Annotated in this window: 19 protein-coding genes; all 19 read left to right on the top strand. The window is 71.5% G+C overall.

Annotated elements, in window-relative coordinates; genetic code table 11:
- Positions 1-45 precede the first annotated feature (45 nt).
- Positions 46-1,188, top strand: coding sequence for a site-2 protease family protein (locus B7K22_RS10035; protein WP_084040119.1), 1,143 nt, complete (start codon positions 46-48; stop codon positions 1,186-1,188).
- A gap of 63 nt (positions 1,189-1,251) precedes the next feature.
- Positions 1,252-2,289 (top strand): tRNA (adenine-N1)-methyltransferase, encoded by a 1,038-nt coding sequence (locus B7K22_RS10030; protein WP_084040118.1) that lies wholly within the window; start codon positions 1,252-1,254, stop codon positions 2,287-2,289.
- Positions 2,289-3,698, top strand: a complete 1,410-nt coding sequence (gene arc, locus B7K22_RS10025) for a proteasome ATPase (RefSeq protein ID WP_084040117.1) — start codon at positions 2,289-2,291, stop codon at positions 3,696-3,698. Before B7K22_RS10030 ends, arc begins: the two co-directional genes overlap by 1 nt.
- A gap of 2 nt (positions 3,699-3,700) precedes the next feature.
- Entirely contained in the window at positions 3,701-5,218 is a 1,518-nt protein-coding gene (dop, locus tag B7K22_RS10020) for a depupylase/deamidase Dop (RefSeq protein ID WP_084040116.1), read from the top strand.
- Positions 5,219-5,462: 244 nt separating this feature from the next.
- Positions 5,463-5,648 (top strand): ubiquitin-like protein Pup, encoded by a 186-nt coding sequence (locus tag B7K22_RS10015; RefSeq protein WP_084040115.1) that lies wholly within the window; start codon positions 5,463-5,465, stop codon positions 5,646-5,648.
- A gap of 8 nt (positions 5,649-5,656) precedes the next feature.
- Positions 5,657-7,093 (top strand): Pup--protein ligase, encoded by a 1,437-nt coding sequence (gene pafA / locus B7K22_RS10010; RefSeq protein ID WP_234983455.1) that lies wholly within the window; start codon positions 5,657-5,659, stop codon positions 7,091-7,093.
- Positions 7,094-7,125: 32 nt separating this feature from the next.
- The gene (locus B7K22_RS10005; RefSeq protein WP_084040114.1) at positions 7,126-8,067 is read left to right on the top strand and encodes an FKBP-type peptidyl-prolyl cis-trans isomerase; all 942 of its coding nucleotides are present in this window, start codon (positions 7,126-7,128) and stop codon (positions 8,065-8,067) included.
- Positions 8,067-8,837: an imidazole glycerol phosphate synthase subunit HisF gene (gene hisF / locus B7K22_RS10000; protein ID WP_084040113.1), complete on the top strand. Its 771-nt coding sequence runs from the start codon at positions 8,067-8,069 to the stop codon at positions 8,835-8,837. The genes B7K22_RS10005 and hisF overlap by 1 nt, the downstream gene beginning before the upstream one ends.
- A complete protein-coding gene (locus B7K22_RS09995) occupies positions 8,834-10,705 on the top strand; it encodes an ABC transporter ATP-binding protein (protein ID WP_084040112.1) in 1,872 nt (623 codons plus the stop codon). The genes hisF and B7K22_RS09995 overlap by 4 nt, the downstream gene beginning before the upstream one ends.
- Before the next feature lie 53 nt (positions 10,706-10,758).
- Complete coding sequence (locus B7K22_RS09990) at positions 10,759-12,522, top strand: ABC transporter ATP-binding protein (RefSeq protein ID WP_144276388.1); 1,764 nt, start codon at positions 10,759-10,761, stop codon at positions 12,520-12,522.
- A 165-nt stretch (positions 12,523-12,687) separates the two neighbouring features.
- Positions 12,688-13,059, top strand: coding sequence for a phosphoribosyl-AMP cyclohydrolase (gene hisI, locus B7K22_RS09985; protein ID WP_084040482.1), 372 nt, complete (start codon positions 12,688-12,690; stop codon positions 13,057-13,059).
- A complete protein-coding gene (locus B7K22_RS09980; RefSeq protein WP_084040110.1) occupies positions 13,056-14,597 on the top strand; it encodes an anthranilate synthase component I in 1,542 nt (513 codons plus the stop codon). The genes hisI and B7K22_RS09980 overlap by 4 nt, the downstream gene beginning before the upstream one ends.
- Positions 14,598-14,627: 30 nt before the next feature.
- On the top strand, positions 14,628-14,864 hold the full coding sequence (locus B7K22_RS09975; RefSeq protein WP_084040109.1) for an HGxxPAAW family protein: 237 nt from the start codon (positions 14,628-14,630) through the stop codon (positions 14,862-14,864).
- A gap of 45 nt (positions 14,865-14,909) precedes the next feature.
- A complete protein-coding gene (locus B7K22_RS09970) occupies positions 14,910-15,236 on the top strand; it encodes a CD225/dispanin family protein (RefSeq protein WP_200807427.1) in 327 nt (108 codons plus the stop codon).
- 6 nt (positions 15,237-15,242) lie between these two features.
- A complete protein-coding gene (locus B7K22_RS09965; RefSeq protein WP_234983454.1) occupies positions 15,243-15,686 on the top strand; it encodes a DUF2752 domain-containing protein in 444 nt (147 codons plus the stop codon).
- A 176-nt stretch (positions 15,687-15,862) separates the two neighbouring features.
- Positions 15,863-16,672 carry an indole-3-glycerol phosphate synthase TrpC gene (trpC, locus tag B7K22_RS09960; RefSeq protein WP_084040107.1) on the top strand — a complete coding sequence of 270 codons (810 nt, stop codon included), beginning with the start codon at positions 15,863-15,865 and terminating at the stop codon, positions 16,670-16,672.
- Complete coding sequence (gene trpB, locus B7K22_RS09955; protein ID WP_084040106.1) at positions 16,669-17,895, top strand: tryptophan synthase subunit beta; 1,227 nt, start codon at positions 16,669-16,671, stop codon at positions 17,893-17,895. Before trpC ends, trpB begins: the two co-directional genes overlap by 4 nt.
- The gene (trpA, locus tag B7K22_RS09950; protein WP_084040105.1) at positions 17,892-18,695 is read left to right on the top strand and encodes a tryptophan synthase subunit alpha; all 804 of its coding nucleotides are present in this window, start codon (positions 17,892-17,894) and stop codon (positions 18,693-18,695) included. Before trpB ends, trpA begins: the two co-directional genes overlap by 4 nt.
- Positions 18,692-19,759: a prolipoprotein diacylglyceryl transferase gene (lgt, locus tag B7K22_RS09945; protein ID WP_084040104.1), complete on the top strand. Its 1,068-nt coding sequence runs from the start codon at positions 18,692-18,694 to the stop codon at positions 19,757-19,759. Before trpA ends, lgt begins: the two co-directional genes overlap by 4 nt.
- Positions 19,760-19,848: the final 89 nt, after the last annotated feature.

Genomic DNA, 19,848 nt, shown 5'->3' with positions numbered 1-19,848 from the left:
GAGGGCACGCGTCGAGGCGTGGCCGCGAGGAACTACCGTGGTGCCATGACCGACGCCCCTCAGCGCACGCGCGGATTCCAGCTGGGCCGCGCATTCGGCGGCCGCATCATCGTGCAGCCGTCGACCCTGCTCATGCTCGTGCTGCTCGCATTCCTGTTCAGCACCGGGGGAGGAGCAGAGCTCACGCGCCGAGGCTTCACCATCGGGCTGATCCTCGCCGTGCTGCTGTTCGTGTCCGTCTTCCTGCACGAGCTCAGCCACGCTGCCACCGCGAAGGCGCTCGGCCGCGAGGTGCACGAGGTGGTGATCACCCTGTGGGGCGGCCACACCAGCTTCGACGCGCGCGGGCTCACGCCGCGCGACAACGGACTCACCGCCGCCGCTGGTCCGGTGACCAACCTCGTGATCTCGGGCATCGCCTACGCCCTGCTCGCGACCGGACTGTTCGATGTGACGCTCATCGACCTCGTGGGCGGGGACATCACCGGCTACCTGATCATCCAGTACATCGCCATCGCGAACCTCATCCTCGCGGTCTTCAACGCGCTGCCCGGCATCCCGATGGACGGCGGGCGGGTGCTCGAGTCGATCGTGTGGGCCGTGACGAAGGACCGGTGGAAGGGCGTCATCATCGCGGCCTGGGGCGGCCGCTCGATCGCCGTGGGAGTGGTGCTCTTCGCGCTCGGAGCACCGCTCGCTCAAGGGCGCACCCCGCAGCTGTTCGACGTGATGTGGGCCGGCCTGATCGCGCTGATCCTGTGGCCGGCCGCATCTCAGGCGCTCCGCGCGGCGCAGCATCTCAGCAAGCGCGAGGTGGTGACGGCGGGATCGGTCATGGTGCCGGCGATCGCGGTGCCCTACACCTCCAGCGTCGACGATGCGCTCGCGGCTGCGACGCGCTCGGGAGCGCGCGAGGTGGTGGTCACGGGCGCCGACGGCGCCGTCGCCGGGCACTTTCCCGTGGCCGTGGGCCAGGCGGTGCCCGCCGAGTCGCGTGGCGCGACGACCCTGACGTCAGTGCTGATGCCCACGCCCCGCGGGTGCGAGGTCTCGCCTACGCTGGGCGGCGAGGAGCTGGTGGGCGCGTTGCGCGAATGGTGGGGCAGGACCGACGGCTGGGTCGTCGTCGAGCACGGGCGCCCCGTGGGCGTCGCGCGGCTGTCGGACGTCACGGAGGCGCTGCAGTAGGCAGCCTGGCAGGGGCCAGCGCCCGCTCGGGAGGCCCTCTCGCCCGCCCCTAGACTGGAGCGCATGACCGTCCCCACCCCTCCGACGGGCGCCGCCGCGCGCCGCGGGCCCCTGCGTGCCGGCGACCGCATCCAGCTCACCGACGCCAAGGGCCGCCACCACACCATCGTGCTCGAGGCGGGCAAGACGTTTCACACCCACCGCGGGCAGTTCACGCACGACGAGATCATCGGCCAGCCCGAGGGCACCGTCGTCACCAACACCGCAGGCTACGAGTACCTGGTGCTGCGGCCGCTGCTGAGCGACTTCGTGATGTCGATGCCGCGCGGCGCCGCGGTGATCTACCCGAAGGACTCCGGCCAGATCATCCAGATGGCGGACATCTACCCCGGCGCCCGCGTGGTCGAGGCGGGCGTGGGCTCCGGCGCTCTCACCATGTCGCTGCTGCGCGCCGTGGGCGACGGCGGCGAGCTCATCTCCATCGAGCGCCGCGAGGACTTCGCCGACATCGCGCGCGCCAACGTCGAGAGCCACTTCGACGGGCCACACCCGGCGTGGCGGCTCGAGATCGGCGACTTCGCGGACCGCGTGGGCGACGTCGCCGAGCCCGGCACCGTCGATCGCATCGTCCTGGACATGCTCGCGCCATGGGAGAACCTCGACGCGGCGGCCGATGCGCTGGGCCCCGGCGGCGTCCTGCTCGCCTACGTCGCGACCACCACTCAGCTGTCGCGGCTCGCCGAGGACCTGCGCGAGCACGGTGGCTTCACCGAGCCGCAGGCGTGGGAGTCGATGGTCCGCACCTGGCACCTCGAGGGCCTCGCGGTGCGACCCGATCACCGGATGATCGGCCACACCGGCTTCCTGCTCACCACGCGGCGCCTGGCGCCGGGCGTGGACGCGCCGCTGCGCAAGCGCCGCCCGGCCAAGGGCGCCTACCCCACGGACGCCGACTGGTCGCCGGAGGACCTGGGCGAGCGTGCCGTCAGCGACAAGAAGGTCCGTCGCGTGCGCCGCGATGCGCAGCACATCCGCGAGGTCGAGCAGCACGGGCACGACGAGGCCGCGCAGGGCGTGGCGACGAACGAGGAGGACAGCTGATGGTCGCCGACGGACAGGACCGCGTCGCCGCGCTGCAGGCGCGCAACGCGGAGCTGCAGCGCCTGCTCGAGTCCGCTCGCTCGTCGCTGGGCGAGATGCGCGACAAGCTCGCGCAGGCCCAGGAGCCGCCGCAAACCTTCGCGACCTTCGTCCAGCGGGTGGGCGCGCACGCCGACGTGGTGAGCAACGGCCGCCGCATGCGCGTCGCGATGCTGCCGAACGTCGAGGGCGACCTCGTGCCCGGCGCCGAGGTGCTGCTCAACCCCATGAGCGTCGTCGTGGGCGTCGCCCAGCCCGAGCGTGCAGGCCAGGGCGCGATCGTGCGCGAGGTCATCGACGACGAGCGCCTGCTGGTGGTCGCCCGCGGCGAGGACGAGCGCGTGGTGATCCTCACCGGCGGCGACGCCCGCGCGCGGCTGTCGGAGGGCGACACCGTCATCATCGACCCGCGCACCGGGTTCGCGACGGAGCGCATCGAGCGCACGGGCGTCGAGGCGCTGCTGCTCGAGGAGGTGCCGGACGTCGACTACGACCGGATCGGCGGCCTCGCCCCGCAGATCGAGCGCATCCGCGACGCGATCGAGCTGCCGCTGCGCCACCCCGACCTGTACCGCGAGCACGCGCTGACCCCGCCGCGCGGCCTCCTGCTCTACGGCCCTCCTGGCTGCGGCAAGACGCTCATCGCCAAGGCGGTCGCGCACAGCCTCGCCGATGCGGTGGGCGCCGACCGCTCGTACTTCCTGTCGGTCAAGGGGCCGGAGCTGCTCAACAAGTACGTGGGTGAGACGGAGCGCTACATCCGCACCATCTTCGAGCGCGCACGGGCCAAGGCCTCCGAGGGATCGCCCGTCGTGGTGTTCTTCGACGAGATGGAGGCGCTGTTCCGTTCGCGCGGCTCGGGCGTCAGCTCGGACATGGAGACGACGATCGTTCCGCAGCTGCTCACGGAGCTCGACGGCGTCGAGCAGCTGGGCAACGTCATCGTGATCGGCGCCTCGAACCGCGAGGACATGCTCGACCCGGCGATCCTGCGGCCGGGCCGCCTCGACGTCAAGATCGAGATCTCCCGCCCGGACGCGGCCTCCGCGCGCGACATCTTCTCGAAGTACCTCACGCCTGACCTGCCGCTCGCCGCGTCCGCGGTCGAGGCCGCCGGCGGCGACCGCGTGCGGGTGGCGAAGGACCTCGCCGAGCGCGGCGTCGACCGCCTCTACGCCGACCCGAACAACAAGTCCCTGATGTCCGGCGCGCTGATCCGCAACGCCGTCGACCGCGCCAAGACGCGGGCCATCAAGGCGGTCATCGCCGGAGGAGAGCGTGGCCTCACCGCCGCGCATGTCGATGCCGCCTGCGACCAGGAGCTCGCCGAGGCGAGGGCCGTGGCGTCGAGCTCGCTGCGCGAGGGCTGAGCATGCGCGTCGCCGGCATCGAGACCGAGTACGGGATCGTCGACCCCGACGCGCCTCAGGCCAACCCGATCCTGCTGTCGTCGCGCCTGGTGAGCGCGTGCCGCCTGTGGGCCGACGGGCAGACCGCGCCCTGGGACTACGGGGGCGAGGACCCGCTGCAGGACCAGCGGGGCATGCGCCGCGATCGGGCGACCGCGGGCGCCGACATGCTCACCGACGTCCACGAGTGGGATCCCGCGCACGGCCGCATCTCGCTGCGCCGCCGGCGCGGCTCCTGGGAGGACCCCGCCCACCTCAACGCGGTGCTCGCGAACGGCTCGCGCTTCTACGTGGACCACGCGCACCCCGAGTACTCGGGTCCGGAGGTGGCGAGCGCCCGCGAGGCCGTGATCTGGGACCGCGCAGGCGACGCCATCGCGCTCGCGGCCGCCGAGCGCTACGCCGCCGAGGAGGGGTCGCGGGTCGAGCTGTACAAGAACAACGTCGACGGCAAGGGCGCGAGCTATGGCACGCACGAGAACTTCCTCGTGCGCCGCGACGTGGACTTCGACGCGCTGGCGCGGCTGATCACCGCGCACCTGGTGACCCGCCAGGTGGTCGTGGGCGCGGGCCGCGTGGGGATCGGCCAGCGCGGCGAGCGCGCAGGCTTCCAGATCTCGCAGCGGGCCGACTACATGGAGACCGAGATCGGGCTCGAGACCACCCTGCGCCGCCCCATCGTCAACACCAGGGACGAGCCCCATGCGGATCGCACGCTGTGGCGGCGCCTGCACGTCATCATCGGCGACGCCAACGCGATGGACGTGCCGACCTACCTCAAGATCGGTGCGACGGCGCTGGTGCTGAGCGCGATCGAGGCCGAGGACGAGCGCCTCGAGACGCTCGTCCTCGCCGACCCCGTCGGAGCTGTGACTCGCGTGTCACGCGACCTCGACCTGCGCGCCGAGCTGCCGTTGGCGTCGGGGGAGAGGGCGACCGCGCTCGACGTGCAGCGCGCGCTGCTGGAGATCGCGCGGGACTACGCCGACAGCGCGGACGACCTGCAGGTGCTCGCGCGCTGGGAGGGCGTGCTCGACGCGCTCGGGCGGGACATCTTCGCCGCCGCGAAGGACGTGGAGTGGGTCGCGAAGCTGCAGCTGCTCGGGCGGCTGCGCGACAAGAACTCCGTGGCAGGGGACGACGGCGTCGCGATGCCGCTCGCATGGGACGACCCGCGCCTCGCGGCACTCGACCTGCAGTGGAGCCGGCTCGGCGACGGGTGGGCGACCCGCCTCGGCGCCGCAGGAGCGGTCACGCGCATCGCGAGCGATGACGAGGTCGCCACCGCCGTCCACACGGCACCGCAGTCGACCCGCGCGGCCGTGCGCGGCGCCTTCGTGAGTCGCCACCCCGAGCTGGTCGACGCAGCCGGCTGGTCCACCGTGGTCCTGGACCGCGAGACCCGCCACGGCCGGCTCGAGGTGCTGCACCTCGACGATCCCCTCCAGACCTCGCACCCGCTTCTCGACGAGCTGGGCTGACCCAGCCCGCGCATCGGCGCTGCTCCCGCAGTCTCTCGACGGGTGACCGACACTCGCCCCGACACTTCTGACCCCCGCGCCCCGCCACTTCCGAACATCCTCGTGCCGACACGCCCGCGCCTGGAGGCCGGACGGCCGCGCAGGCGGGGTGTCGCGTCCCGTGGTGTTCGTGACTGTCGGGAGTCGAGAGCGGGGCGCCAGCCCGCAGGGGTGTGGCCCAGGGCCGCGGGGCTAGACTCGAGACATGCCTCAGACTCACGCCTCCGGACAGCCGTACGAGGACGACGCGCCCGAGCCCGCTCCCACCCCCGGCGGCGCCAAGGCCGAGAGCACCGATGCGCTCGACAGCCTGCTCGACGAGATCGACGACTCGCTGCAGACCAACGCCGAGCAGTTCGTGCGCTCATTCGTCCAGAAGGGCGGGCAGTAGCCGCGTCCGTGCTCCCGGGCGGCATCTCCGCCGACGTCCCTCCGCCGCTCGACGTCCCGGCTGAGCGTCGCATCTTCGGGCTCGAGACCGAGTTCGGGCTGCACCTCGATGCGCCCAACGCGCGCGCCGTCACGCCCGAGGAGGTCGCCGGACACCTGTTCCACTCGGTGGTGCAGTGGGGGCGTTCATCGAACGTCTTCCTCCCCAACGCCTCCCGCCTCTACATCGACGTGGGTGCGCATCCCGAGTACGCGACCGCCGAGTGCGACACCCTCACGGACCTCATCGCCTCCGACAAGGCGGGGGAGCGGATCGTCCACGACCTGGTCGAGCAGGGCGAGCGACGCCTCGCCGACGCCGGGGTCGCCGGGCAGATCCACCTGTACAAGAACAACGTGGACTCGGCGGGCAACAGCTACGGCTGCCACGAGAACTACCTGGTGCGTCGCCGCGCCGACTTCCGGGCCTTCGCCTCGGCGCTCCTGCCGTTCCTCGTGACTCGTCAGATCGTCACGGGTGCGGGGACGGTGACGCGCACCCCGACGGGTTCCCACTTCAGCTTCTCGTCGCGGGCTGATCACATGTGGGAGGGGATGAGCTCAGCCACCACGCGATCGCGACCCATGATCAACACTCGGGACGAGCCCCACGCCAACGCCGAGCTGTACCGGCGCATGCATGTGATCGTGGGCGACTCGTCGATGTCCGAGACCACCACGCTGCTCAAGGTCGGGGCGACCGACCTCATCCTGCGCCTCATGGAGGCGAGGATCCCGTTGCCGGACCTCACGCTCGCCAAGGAGATGCAGGCGATCCGAGCCGTGGCGCACGACCTCACCGGCGCCGCGACCGTCGAGCTGGCGGACGGCCGTCGCCTGACCGCGGTCGAGGTCCAGCAGACCTACCTCGACGCCGTGCGCTCGCGCGTGGGCGACGCGATCGAGCGCACACCCGAGGTGGAGCGGATCGTCGACCTGTGGCAGCGAGGGATCGACGCGGTGCGCACGCAGGACTTCTCCGGCGTCGACACGGAGCTCGACTGGGCGATCAAGCTGCGGCTCCTCGAGCGGTACCAGTCGCGCCTCGACTGCACCCTCGACGATCCGCGCCTCGCACGACTCGAGCTCGCGTATCACGACATCTCGCCCACGCGTGGCCTGTTCCATCGCTTGGTGCGCGACGGTCTCGCCGCCACCGTGGTGACCGAGGCGCAGATCGATCACGCCCGCTCCCATGCCCCCGCCACCACCCGCGCCGCGCTGAGGGGCCGCTTCGTGGCGGCGGCGCTCGACGCCGGGCAGGACTTCACCGTCGACTGGGTCCACCTCAAGCTCGCGGGCGGATCCAAGCGGACGATCCTGCTGAAGGACCCGTTCCGGGCGACGGATGAGCGCGTCGACAGCCTGCTGGCCGCGCTCGACGAGCCTGGCCCGGCAGTAGACTGAGCACACCTCCTCCCGTCTCGAAAGGGGCAACCATGCGTGGTCTCGCCGTGCTCGCGTGCGCCTGCGCCGGCGCGCTGGCGCTCGCGGCGTGCTCGAGCGATGGCGACTCCCCGGGCACCAGCGTGACCCCGTCGGGCGGCGTCGAAGCCATCACGGTCACGCAGTCAGAGACCCTGGCACCCGACATCGAGTTCTTGCCGGGCGTCGACTACAGCAACGAGGAGACGCAAGTGCTGTGGGAGGGCGACGGCGAGCCGCTGGTCGACGGCCAGGCGCTGCTGCTCGACACCTACGGCGAGTCGCTGGTCGACGGCACGGTCATCATCAACACCTACGACGGGACCCCGGACTCCTTCGTGCTCGCGCCCGAGATCATCGGCGAGGCCATGTACGAGGCGCTGAGCGAGGTCAACGTGGGCGCTCGCGTGCTCGTCGTCACGCCCCCCGGTGAGGGCGTCGCCGAGAGCGAGCCCATCGCCATGGTGGTGGACGTGCTCCCGATCGAGCCCGCCGGCGAGGCGGTCGACCCCCCGGACGGCATGCCCACGGTGACCACGGGCGCCGATGGCGCTCCGGTGGTCACCATCCCCGAGGACGCCGCGCCGCCGGCCGATCTCCAGGTCGCGACGCTGGTCGCCGGCCAGGGCAGGCAGATCACCAGCAACTCCCAGGTGCTCGCCAACTATGCGATCTACTACTACGCGGACAGTCCTGCCGATGAGGAGGCGGGGACCGAGGCCGGCGAGCTCTGGCACGCCGGCGACGTGTTCGAGTCGTCCTGGCCCGTCGACACCGCGCCGCTGCTCGTGAACATGGACGAGGTCTCGGCCGTCCCTGGACTGCAGCAGGGCCTGCTCGACCAGACCGAGGGCTCGCGGGTGCTGCTGGTGGTGCCGCCGGTGCTCGGTTACCCGGTGCAGGGGACGACCGTGTTCGTCGTCGACGTCCTCGACGTGTGGAATCCGGAGGCGTGATGGGTGCCGCCGTGAGAGTGATCCCCTGCCTGGATGTGGACGCCGGCCGCGTGGTCAAGGGCGTCAACTTCAAGGATCTCCGCGACGCCGGCGACCCGGTCGAGCTCGCCCGCGCGTACGGCGACGCCGGCGCCGACGAGGTCACCTTCCTCGACGTCACCGCCTCGAGCGACGGCCGCGACACCACGTACGAGATGGTGGGACGGACGGCCGACACGGTGTTCGTGCCGCTGACCGTCGGCGGCGGCGTGCGCAGCCCCGAGGACGTCGACCGACTGCTGCGTGCGGGAGCGGACAAGGTGGGCGTGAACACCGCCGCCATCGAGCGGCCGGAGCTGATCGCCGAGATCGCACAGCGGTTCGGCTCGCAGGTGCTCGTGCTGTCCGTCGACGCTCGCCGCTGCGGTCCGGACACCGTGACGGAGTCCGGCTACGAGGTGACCACGCACGGTGGCAAGACGGGGACGGGCATCGACGCGGTCGAGTGGGCGCGTCGCGGGGCCGAGCTGGGCGCGGGGGAGATCCTGCTCAACTCGATGGACGCTGACGGCACCACCGGCGGCTTCGACCTCGCGATGATCCGGGACGTCCGAGCCGTGGTGTCCATCCCGCTCATCGCCTCCGGCGGTGCCGGCACCGCCCAGCACTTCGTCGAGGCGGCCCGTGCGGGCGCCGACGCGGTGCTCGCGGCGAGCGTCTTCCACTTCGGCACTCTCAGCATCAAGGAGGTCAAGGCAGCGATGCGCGACGCAGGGATCGAGGTCCGATGAGCGGCTCCCAGCGGGCCGACGACTACCGCCTCAGCGGATCCTTCAACCGCAAGTCGTTCCAGCTTGTCCGCCACGCGATGCGCACCGAGCGCTGGCGGTTCATGTTCGCCATCGCGGCCGCGGCCGTGTTCTCGATCCTCACCGTGATGTTCGGCACCCTGCTGGGCGAGATCACCGACGATGTCGTGATCCCCGGCGTCGAGGGAGAGCCGATCCAGGGCGTGTGGGGCGAGATCACCCAGGACCCGTTCGAGGCGATCCTCCTGGCCGGCGGCGCCTTCCTGGGCATCGGCATCCTCAATGCCGTGCTGGTGGGACTGCGCCGCGGGGTCCAGGGCATCGCGGTGGCGGGAGTGGGCTCGCGCCACCGACGCGTGGTGGCCGATGCGCTCGCGAGCCTTCCGCTCGGGTGGCACCGGGCGAACCCGTCGGGTCGCATCCTGTCGGCCATGTCGTCGGACTCGGAGAGCGCGACCAACACGCTGCACCCCTTCGCCTTCACCGTCGGGTCCTTCGTGATGATGTTCGCCGCTGGCTGGTCGATGTGGCGGATGGATCCGTGGCTCGCCGTGACCGGGCTGGCCGTCGTGCCGATCATCTTCGCGATCAACCTCTTGTACGAGAAGGTCATCACGCCGCGCTGGGACCTCGGCCAGGAGCTGCGCGCCGACGTCTCGACCATCGCGCACGAGAGCTTCGAGGGCGGGACCGTCGTCAAGGCTCTGGGTGCCGAGCGCCGCGAGACCGCCCGATTCTCGACGGCCGTGAACGGGCTGCGCGACGCGGACATCAAGGTGGGCCGCACCAGTGCCTGGTTCGAGCCCCTCATGGACCTCGTGGTGCCGCTCGGATCGGTCGCGCTGATGATCGTGGGCGCCTACCGCGCGCAGGCGGGAGCGGTCACCGTGGGCGACGTGGTCGCCGCGATCTACCTGGTCACCCTGCTCGCCGTGCCGATCCGCGGGCTGGGCTGGGTGCTCGGCCAGATGCCTCAGGCGCTCGTCGCGTTCCGGCGCGTGGGCGAGATCGCCCAGGCCGCGACCGAGGTGGACGAGCCAGGGCACCGCGAGGTCGCGCGCGACGGCGCGGGCGCGATCCGCTTCGACGGCGCCGACATCGGCGCCGACGACGGAGACGGCGGGCTCGCGGTCATCCTCCGCGACGTCTCGCTCGAGCTCGAGCCGGGCACCGTCACGGCGCTCGTCGGCGCGACCGGATCCGGCAAGACCACGGTGGCTCTCGCCGCCTCACGGCTCGCTCGCCCGGTGCAGGGCGCGATCTCTCTCGACGACATCGACATGGAGACCATCGCGAAGCTCGGCGACCATGTCGCGCTCGTGCCGCAGACGGCGTTCGTGTTCGCCGGAACGGTGAGGGACAACGTCACCTTGGGCGAGGACTACGACGACGACGCGGTGTGGCGAGCACTCGACCAGGCCAACATCACCGACGTCGTGCAGGGCTTGGGCCGCGACGGCGCCTCCGCGCTGGACGCGGTGCTCGCCGAGCGCGGCATGAACCTCTCCGGCGGCCAGCGCCAGCGGCTCGCGCTCGCGCGGGCGCTGGTCCGCCAGCCGCGCGTGCTCGTCCTGGACGACGCCACCAGTGCCGTCGACCCCAGGGTCGAGCAGGAGATCCTGAGGGGCCTCAGCGCCGACGGTCAAGGTCCGACGGTGCTGATCATCGCGTATCGACTCGCCTCCATCCTGCTCGCTGACCACGTCGTGCACGTCGACTCGGGCAGCGTCGTCGATGCGGGAAAGCACGCGCAGCTGCTCGAGCGCGACCGCGGTTACCGCGAGCTGGTGCTCGCCTACGAGGAGGACTCGCGCCGCCAGGCCGAGGAGGAAGCGGGGTACGTCGGATGACGGCCGCACAGCAGTCGAACGCAGACCAGAGGCGCTCGGCCGACCACGAGTCCATGACCGTTCGCCAGATGTTCCGTCGCGGCCTGCAGGTGAGCCCCGAGTTCCGGGCGGGCCTCGTGGTGACGCTGATCCTCGCGGCGCTCGCCGCGTGCGGTCGCGCGGCGGTGCCGTTCCTCACGCAGCGCGTCACTGACCTGGGGCTGCTCGCCCCCGGCGGGGTCGACGTCGAGGTCGTGCTGCGCTATGCCATGGCCGGCGCCGGCGTGCTGATCATCGCGGCCACCCTCGCGTGGCGCGTGCGCGTGCGCATGGTGTCCGCCGCGGAGGCGGGCCTCGCGACGCTGCGCATCCGTGCGTTCGGCAAGGTTCACGAGCTGTCCGTGCTCACGCAGAACGAGGAGCAGCGCGGCCGCTACGTGTCGCGTGTCACGGGCGACGTCGAGACCATCCGCGACCTCATGCAGTGGACCGGCGCGGCGATGATCATCTCCGCCCTCGAGTCCGCCGCGGTCTTCCTGGTCATGCTCGCCTACTCGTGGCAGCTGTCCCTGCTGGTCCTCGTGGCGTTCGCGCCCATGGTCGTCTCGCTGCTGTGGATCCAGCCGCGGGTGCGGCGCGCCTTCCAGGGCGTGCGCTCGAAGATGGCCGACCTGCTGGGGCGGACGTCGGAGCAGCTCGAGGGCGTCGCGACCATTCGCTCGTATGGCGTGCAGCAGCGCATGCGCGATCAGCTCAACGACGACATCGACGACATCCTCGCCGCCGAGCGCAAGGCGTCCATCCTCGCCTCGCTCAACTTCTCATCGACAGTGCTGGGCCAGTCGCTCGCGACGGGCCTGGCCCTCATCGGAGGCACGGCGCTCGCGCTGCGCGGCGACCTGACCGTGGGCACCGTCGTCGCATTCGCGTTCCTCGTGTACATGTTCGCCGGCCCGCTCATGTGGATCATCGAGATGCTCGCGGAGATGCAGCGCGCCGTGGTCGGCTGGCGGCGGGTGCTCGAGCTGGTCGACGAGGAGGTCACCATCGCGGACCCCGGACCCGACGGCACCCCCATCCCGCACGGCCACGGCGAGCTCGAGATGGAGGGCATCCGTCTCACCTATCCCGGTGGACCCGAGGTGCTCAAGGGCGTCGACCTGTCCGTGCCGGCAGGCAAGCGCATCGCGCTCGTGGGCCAGACAGGCTCGGGCAAGACGTCGCTCGCGCGCCTCATGTCGCGGTTCTTCGACCCGACCGAGGGCGCCGTGCGCGTGGGCGGGGTCGACCTGCGCGAGGTGCCCATGGACTCGCTGCGCCGGTCGATCGCCGTGGTGCCGCAGGAGGGCTTCCTTTTCGACGGCACGCTGCGGACCAACCTCGCGTACGCGATCCCGGATGCGAGCCCCGATGACCTCGAGCACCGCGCTCTCGCGGCCTTCGAGTCGCTGGGTCTGGACGCCTGGATCGAGGCCCTGCCCCATGGCCTCGACACCCATGTCGGCCCGCGCGGTGAGCTGCTGAGCGCCGGCGAGCGTCAGCTCGTGTCGATCGCCAGGGCGTATCTGCGCGATCCTGACCTGCTGGTGCTCGATGAGGCCACGAGCGCGGTGGACCCGGCGACCGAGGTGCGCATCTCGCGCGCGCTCGAGGGCCTCATGCAGGGCCGCACGTCCGTGGTGATCGCGCACCGGCTGTCGACGGCTGAGCGCGCGGACCTGGTCGCTGTCATGGAGCAGGGCGAGCTCATCGAGGTCGGTCCCCATCGCGAGCTCGTCGCGGCCGGCGGCACCTATGCCTCGCTGTATGCGGCGTGGGTCTCCCAGACGCGCGATTGACACGTCTCCCGGCCGGCGCATCGTCTCTCCCCCTGCCCGCGAAAGGGATCCCTTTCGCTGCTCCGGGGCCCGAGACCAGCGACGTGGATCCACTTCGCGCGGAGGGCGAGGGGGACTCACGCGGCGGCGGAGTGCGCGGTGGTCGTGATCTGGAAGGATGAGCCCATGCCGCTGGATGAGAACGTCGCCGAGCGCCTCAAGCGCACCGAGGACGGACTGGTGTGCGCCGTGGTGCAGGACCGCGACTCGCGCGACGTCCTCATGGTCGCCTGGATGAACCATGAGGCGCTCCACGAGACCCTCACCACGGGCCGCGCCGTCTACTGGAGCCGGTCGCGCGGCGAGCTGTGGCGCAAGGGCGACACCTCGGGACACGTCCAGCACGTCCACGCGGTCGAGATCGACTGCGACGGCGACGCCCTCCTCGTCACCGTGACGCAGGTGGGACCGGCCTGCCACACGGGAGCGCGCACCTGCTTCCATGCGGGGGGCGACCTGGGAGCCCGTGACGCCGATGCGGGGGGTGGCCCCGCGTGAGCGTCACCGTGGAGTGGGGTCAGACGTGGCCCAGCTACGAGCAGTTCGTGGAGTACGGACGGACGCGGCGCGTGGTGCCGGTGGTCAGAAGGGTCCTCGCCGATGCGCTCACGCCCGTCGCGGTCTACCGCGCCCTGGCGGGGGAGCGGCCGGGCACGTTCATCCTCGAGTCCGCCGAGCCGGACGGCTCGCGGGGTCGGTACTCGTTCGTGGGGGTGCGCTCGCGCGCGGCGCTGACGATCGACGGCGACGACGCGCGGTGGTCGGGCGACGTGCCGGTCGGACTCGCGGACGGCGCGCCGCTCGAGACGATTCGGCGCGCGCTGCGCGAACTGCAGTCCGAGCCCATTCCTGGACTGCCGCCGCTCACCGGCGGCCTCGTCGGAGTGATGGGCTGGGACATCGTCCGCCAGTGGGAGCCCACGCTGCCGCAGAAGGCGCCGCGCGAGATCGACGTGCCCGATGCGCACCTGCTGCTCGCGACGGACATCGCCGCGATCGACCACCAGGACGGCTCGGTGTGGCTCATCGCCAACGCGGTCAACGCGGACGCTCAGGCGACCGGCATCGAGGGCGCCTACGGGGATGCCGTGGCGCGCGTCGAGGCGATGGAGCGGGCGCTGCTCGCGGCCGAGCCGGGCGAGGTGTCGGCGCTCGACGCCGCCGCCGTCGCGCCTGAGGTGCGCCAGCGCTCGGCGCCGGGCGAGTACGAGGACATGGTGACGTTCGCGAAGGGCGCGATCCGCGATGGCGAGGTGTTCCAGATGGTGCCCGCGCAGCGGTTCGACCTCGATTGCGAGGCGTCGCCGCTCGACGTCTACCGGGTGCTCAGGACCCTCAACCCCAGTCCGTACATGTACTGCTTCCACCTCGAGGACGACCTGGGTCGCGCCTTCGCCGTCGTCGGTGCGAGCCCGGAGTCGCTCGCGGCCGTGCATCGTGGACGGGTGTCGACGTTCCCGATCGCCGGGTCGCGTCCCCGGGGCGCGACGCCCGAGGAGGACAAGGCGCTCGAGGAGGATCTGCTCGCTGATCCCAAGGAGCTCGCCGAGCACGTCATGCTCGTCGACCTCGCGCGCAACGACCTGGTGAAGGTGTGCGAGCCCACCTCCGTCGAGGTGCTCGAGTTCATGAGGGTGAACCGCTACTCGCACATCATGCACATCTGCTCGACGGTGGTGGGCGAGCTCGAGCCGGCCTACGGGCCGGTCGACGTCTTCGCTGCCACGTTCCCGGCCGGCACGCTGTCCGGCGCTCCCAAGCCGCGCGCGATCGCGCTCATCGACGAGATCGAGCCCACCCGCCGCGCGTTCTACGGCGGCGCGGTGGGGTACTTCGACTTCGCCGGCGACATGGACATGGCGATCGCGATCCGCACCTCCCTCATCGAGAACGGCGTCGCCCACGTCCAGGCGGGCGCCGGCATCGTCGCGGACTCGGTGCCCGCCAGCGAGGACCAGGAGACCAAGGACAAGGCCGCGGCGATGATCCGCGCGATCAGCCTCGCCTCCCGCCTGCGACCCATCGGTCCTGGCTAGACTGACCACCACGACACGCAAGGAGCAACAATGTCGAGCATCGAGATCGCTCCGGAGGACCTTCCGGACATGGCCCACACCAACCACGGCAAGACCACCGCTGCGTGGGTGGCCAACATCGGCCTCACCATCGCCGCGCTGATCGCGTCGGTGGGGCTCGCCATCCCCGTCTGGCCCGTCGTGTGGGTGGGCGTCGGTCTCGCGGTCGTTGCGCTCGCCGCTGGAGCGGCGCTCCGCGCGCTGGGCCACGGCCAGCCACTGCAGTAGCGCTCGGGACTTCCCGGTCGCTCGTCCACATCAAAGGAGACAAGCATGAGTGACATCACCCCGCCCCCACCGCCGCCGCCAGCCGCAGGCCCGCCGCCCGTCGGAGGCAATGGCCAGCCGCCGAACAACAACCTCGTCCTGGCGATCATCACCACGGTGCTGTGCTGCCTTCCGCTCGGCATCTGGGCGATCGTCAAGGCCGCCGAGGTGAACGGCAAGTGGGAGCGCGGCGACCACGCCGGGGCGCAGGAGTCCGCTGACACCGCGAAGAAGGTCTCGTTCTGGGGCATCGGGATCGGCCTGGTCGTGGGCATCGGCTACCTCGCGCTGCTGCTGGGTGGCGCGCTCTCGTTCTCGGCAGCCGGCAGCTGACGCGACGTGAGCCTCGATGAGCGGGTGGAGGCGGCGCGGCAGCAGCTGACGTCGCGCCTCCACCCGCTCGTCGCTCCCATCCTCGTGGCGACGGGCGCCATCGCGGCCGTCGCCTACGTCGGCAGCGTGGATCCCCATGAGGGCGGCCACTACCCGACCTGCCCCAGCCTCCTCGTCACGGGGCTCTACTGCCCCGGATGCGGGTCGCTCCGAGCCATTCACGACGCGGCCAACGGCGATCTGGCGGGCGCGTGGGACATGAACCCTTTCGCCGTGATCGTCGCGCCGTGGCTCGTGTGGCGCTGGGTGGCGTGGGTGCTCGCCGCGAGCGGGCGCCCCGTGCGCCGGCGCCCTGCGCCGGCGTGGGCGCTGTACGTGCTCGCCGGTGCCGTGGTCCTGTACTGGATCGCACGCAACATCCCCGCGCTCGAGCCCTACCTCGCCCCCTGACTCGACCCGCGCATCGGCCTGGTGGCGCGTTCTCGCTCATCAACCGCGTGAGGTGAGCGAGTGGGGCCCCACTCGCTCACGGAGGGCGGCAACGCGAGCGCGCATCCACCACCACGCCGGCGGTACTGCGGCCTCGGCTCCGGCGGTAGCATGGTCGCCATGGACGGGGGCAGGGAATGAGCGTTCTGGAGAGCATCGTCGCCGGCGTGCGCGAGGATTTGGCGACCCGTCAGGCGGATACCTCGATGGACGCCCTCAAGGAGCGCGCGGCACGTCTGCCGGGGGCGCTCGACGCGCGGGCCATGCTGGCCTCGGACGAGGTCTCCGTGATCGCCGAGGTCAAGCGCTCGAGCCCCTCGAAGGGCGACCTCGCACCGATCACCGATCCCGCCTCGCTCGCGACCGAGTACGAGGCCGGAGGCGCGACGGTGATCTCTGTGCTCACGGAGGAGCGCCGGTTCGGCGGCTCGCTCGCCGACCTCGACGCGGTGCGCGCGAAGGTCGACATCCCGATACTGCGCAAGGACTTCATCGTCACGCCGTACCAGGTGTGGGAGGCGCGTGCCCATGGCGCGGACGTGGTGCTGCTCATCGTCGCCGCGCTCGACCAGATGGCCCTCGAGAGCCTCACCGAGCGCGTGCACTCGCTGGGCATGACCGCCCTCGTCGAGGTGCACGACGAGGAGGAGGTCAAGCGCGCCGCTGACGCGGGCGCGCGCGTCATCGGCGTCAACGCCCGCAACCTCAAGACGCTCGAGGTCGACCGCCACACCTTCGCTCGCGTCGCCCCCACGATCCCTGCGGGGATCGTGCGCGTCGCCGAGTCGGGCATACGCGACGGCCACGACGTGGTCGAGTACGCGCGCATGGGCGCCGATGCGGTGCTCGTGGGCGAGGCGCTCGTCAAGGACAAGGACCCCCGCACGGCTGTGGCGGAGATGGTCGCCGCTGGCGCCCACCCCGCGCTCCGGGCGGTGCGTCCGTGACGGAGTCTCTCCAGCGCGCCCCCGGGCCGTTCTTCGGCGCGTTCGGAGGCCGGTTCGTTCCCGAGGCGCTCATGGCGGCGCTCGACGAGCTCACGGACGCCTATGACAAGGCTCGCGTCGATCCCACCTTCGGTGAGGAGCTCGACCGGCTCGCTCGCGACTACACCGGCCGGCCCAGCATCATCACGGAGGTGCCGCGCTTCGCGCGCCACGCCGGGGGAGCGACGGTCTACCTCAAGCGCGAGGACCTCAACCACACGGGTTCCCACAAGATCAACAACGTGCTGGGTCAGGCGCTGCTGACCAAGCGCATCGGCAAGACCAGGGTGATCGCGGAGACCGGCGCCGGCCAGCACGGCGTGGCCACGGCCACGGCGGCCGCGCTCATGGACCTCGAGTGCGTGATCTACATGGGCGAGGAGGACACCGAGCGTCAGGCCCTCAACGTGGCGCGCATGCGACTGCTGGGCGCCGAGGTCATCCCCGTGAGGACCGGCACCCGCACCCTGCGCGACGCGATCAACGAGGCCTTCCGCGACTGGGTCACCAACGTCGGCACCACCAACTACGTGTTCGGCACCGCGGCCGGGCCGCACCCCTTCCCGGCGATGGTGCGCGACCTGCAGCGGGTCATCTCGGTCGAGGCCCGCGAGCAGATGCTCGCGCTCGGCACGCTGCCAGACGCCGTGCTCGCCTGCGTGGGCGGCGGCTCCAACGCGATCGGCTCCTTCGACGCGTTCCTCGACGACGAGGGCGTGCGCCTGATCGGCTGCGAGGCGGCTGGCGACGGCGTCGACACGGGACGCCACGCCGCGACGCTCACCGGCGGCCACGCGGGGGTGCTGCACGGCTCCCGGTCGTACATCCTGCAGGACGACGAAGGCCAGACGCAGCCGTCCCACTCCATCTCCGCGGGCCTCGACTACCCGGGGGTCGGGCCCCAGCACGCGTATCTGTCCGAGATCGGGCGCGCCGAGTACTGGCCCGTCACCGACGCCGAGGCCATGGACGCCTTCCGGCTGCTCAGCCGCACCGAGGGGATCCTGCCGGCGATCGAGTCGAGCCACGCCCTCGCGGGTGCGCTGAAGCTGGGCCGGGAGTTCGGCCCGGGCGCGACGCTGCTCGTGACGCTCTCAGGCCGCGGCGACAAGGACGTCGAGCAGGCGGCGCGGTGGTTCGACATGCTGCCTGGTAGCCGCGATGTCGAGGGCGAGGGCGAGTGAGCGCGCTGTCCGATCGCCTCGACGCGATCAACGCTGAGGGGCGCGCAGCGCTGGTGTGCTACCTGCCCGTGGGTTTTCCTGACGTCGACACGTCCATCCGCGCGATGGTCGCGATGGTCGAGGCGGGCGCCGACGTCGTCGAGATCGGCCCGCCATACTCGGACCCTGTGCTGGATGGCCCCGTCATCCAGCTGGCCGTCGCCCAGGCGCTCGAGCGCGGCGTGCGTCTCAAGGACGCCTTCGCCGCCGTGCGCGCGGTCCGCGAGGCCGGCGGCGAGCCGGTAGTGATGTCCTACTTCAACCCGATGCTGCAGTACGGGCTGGACCGGTTCGCGGCGGACATGGTCGCGGCGGGCGGATCAGGAGTCATCACCCCGGATCTGACGCCGGACGCCGGCGAGGACTGGATCGCCGCCGCGCGCGCCGTCGACCTGGACACGATCTTCCTGGTGGCGCCCTCGACCACCACCGAGCGGATGCACCTCACCGCAGCGGCGTCCCGCGGATTCGTGTACGCCACGCCGCTCATGGGAGTGACCGGCGAGCGGGCGGCGGTGGGCGACGCGGCGGAGCGCGTGGTCAGCGAGGCCCGGGAGGCCGGCGCACCCAAGGTGTGCGTGGGCGTGGGTGTGTCGACGCGCGAGCACGCGGCGGAGATCGGCCGCTACGCGGACGGCGTCATCGTCGGCACGGCTCTGGTGCGCATCCTCGCGGAGGCGGACACGCCCGACGAGGGCATCGAGACGCTGCGCGAGCGCGTCGCGCAGCTCGCCGCCGGAGTGAGGGAGGCACGCCAGTGACGACGTCGATACCGAGCCCACCGGCCGCGTGGCAGTCGTTCGACATCGGCCCCCTGACGATCCACGCGTACGCACTGTTCATCCTCGCTGGCATCTTCTTCGCGCTGTGGCTGACCACGCGTCGCTGGGTCGAGCGCGGCGGCGAGGCCGAGACGGTGGGTGAGATCGCGCTGTGGGCGATCCCGTTCGGGATCATCGGCGGTCGGATCTATCACGTCATCTCGACCCCGGGACCATATTTTGGCGAGGGCGGCGACCCGTGGGCCGCGTTCGAGATCTGGAACGGCGGGCTGGGCATCTGGGGCGCGGTCGCGCTCGGTGCGCTCGGCGCGTACATCGGCGCTCGCCGCCACGGAGCGTCGTTCACCGCCTTCGCTGACGCTGCTGCGCCCGCGGTCCTGATCGCCCAGGCCATCGGGCGCCTGGGCAACTGGTTCAACCAGGAGCTGTTCGGCCGACCCACCGATGTGCCGTGGGCGCTCGAGATCGATCCAGCGTTCCGGCCGGAGGGCTACGAGCAGTACGCCACCTTCCAGCCGACGTTCCTGTACGAGCTGCTGTGGAACGTCGCCGGCGCCGTGCTCATCATCTGGCTCGACAAGCGCTACGACCTGCGCGGCGGACGGGTGTTCTGGCTCTACGTGATCGTCTACGTGTCCGGCCGGCTGTGGATCGAGACCGTGCGCATCGACACCGCGGTCACCGTGGGCGGCCTGCGCATCAACGTGTGGGTCTCGATCGCGGTGCTCGCGCTCGGCGTCGCGATGTTCGTGCTCCTCGGTGTCCGTCAACGGTCGATCGTCGACCCCGTTCCGCGCCATCTGCTCGCCGCCCGGGTCGGCGCGGACGGAGCGAGGGGCGCGAGTGACGTCCGCAGCGCCGATGCGCCGGCGGGCTCGAGCGGGGTTGCCGCCGAGTACGGCGACGGTGACGAGCAGCCCGGCGCCGCCACTATGCTGGACGACGGCGAAGGCGAGGGCACGGTGGTGCCCGAACCCGCATCGGCCCGACCGGCCCCAGAGACCGAGGACGACGACCAGGCCACAAGCCAGGGGAAGTCATAGGCGATTCTTTACCTCGTGCCTAGACGCGGTACTCTGAACTCCCGTGTGTACCCGGGTCGACGGCGCCCCGAAACCAACGAGTCCTCGGC

It is taken from the genome of Demequina sp. NBRC 110053, assembly GCF_002090095.1.
Lineage (GTDB): Bacteria > Actinomycetota > Actinomycetes > Actinomycetales > Demequinaceae > Demequina.
Note: the sequence above shows the minus strand (reverse complement) of the source record. Positions and strands in the feature narration are given on the sequence as shown.

What these genes read in the sequence shown, in the direction of transcription:
- hisI (WP_084040482.1), top strand. Translation starts at nt 12,688, where the DNA reads ATGCCGCTGGATGAGAACGTCGCCGAGCGCCTCAAGCGCACCGAGGAC.
- B7K22_RS10015 (WP_084040115.1), top strand. Translation starts at nt 5,463, where the DNA reads ATGCCTCAGACTCACGCCTCCGGACAGCCGTACGAGGACGACGCGCCC.
- arc (WP_084040117.1), top strand. Translation starts at nt 2,289, where the DNA reads ATGGTCGCCGACGGACAGGACCGCGTCGCCGCGCTGCAGGCGCGCAAC.
- B7K22_RS10005 (WP_084040114.1), top strand. Translation starts at nt 7,126, where the DNA reads ATGCGTGGTCTCGCCGTGCTCGCGTGCGCCTGCGCCGGCGCGCTGGCG.
- B7K22_RS09995 (WP_084040112.1), top strand. Translation starts at nt 8,834, where the DNA reads ATGAGCGGCTCCCAGCGGGCCGACGACTACCGCCTCAGCGGATCCTTC.
- hisF (WP_084040113.1), top strand. Translation starts at nt 8,067, where the DNA reads ATGGGTGCCGCCGTGAGAGTGATCCCCTGCCTGGATGTGGACGCCGGC.
- trpC (WP_084040107.1), top strand. Translation starts at nt 15,863, where the DNA reads ATGAGCGTTCTGGAGAGCATCGTCGCCGGCGTGCGCGAGGATTTGGCG.
- B7K22_RS09970 (WP_200807427.1), top strand. Translation starts at nt 14,910, where the DNA reads ATGAGTGACATCACCCCGCCCCCACCGCCGCCGCCAGCCGCAGGCCCG.
- dop (WP_084040116.1), top strand. Translation starts at nt 3,701, where the DNA reads ATGCGCGTCGCCGGCATCGAGACCGAGTACGGGATCGTCGACCCCGAC.
- B7K22_RS09975 (WP_084040109.1), top strand. Translation starts at nt 14,628, where the DNA reads ATGTCGAGCATCGAGATCGCTCCGGAGGACCTTCCGGACATGGCCCAC.
- B7K22_RS10035 (WP_084040119.1), top strand. Translation starts at nt 46, where the DNA reads ATGACCGACGCCCCTCAGCGCACGCGCGGATTCCAGCTGGGCCGCGCA.
- B7K22_RS10030 (WP_084040118.1), top strand. Translation starts at nt 1,252, where the DNA reads ATGACCGTCCCCACCCCTCCGACGGGCGCCGCCGCGCGCCGCGGGCCC.
- B7K22_RS09990 (WP_144276388.1), top strand. Translation starts at nt 10,759, where the DNA reads ATGACCGTTCGCCAGATGTTCCGTCGCGGCCTGCAGGTGAGCCCCGAG.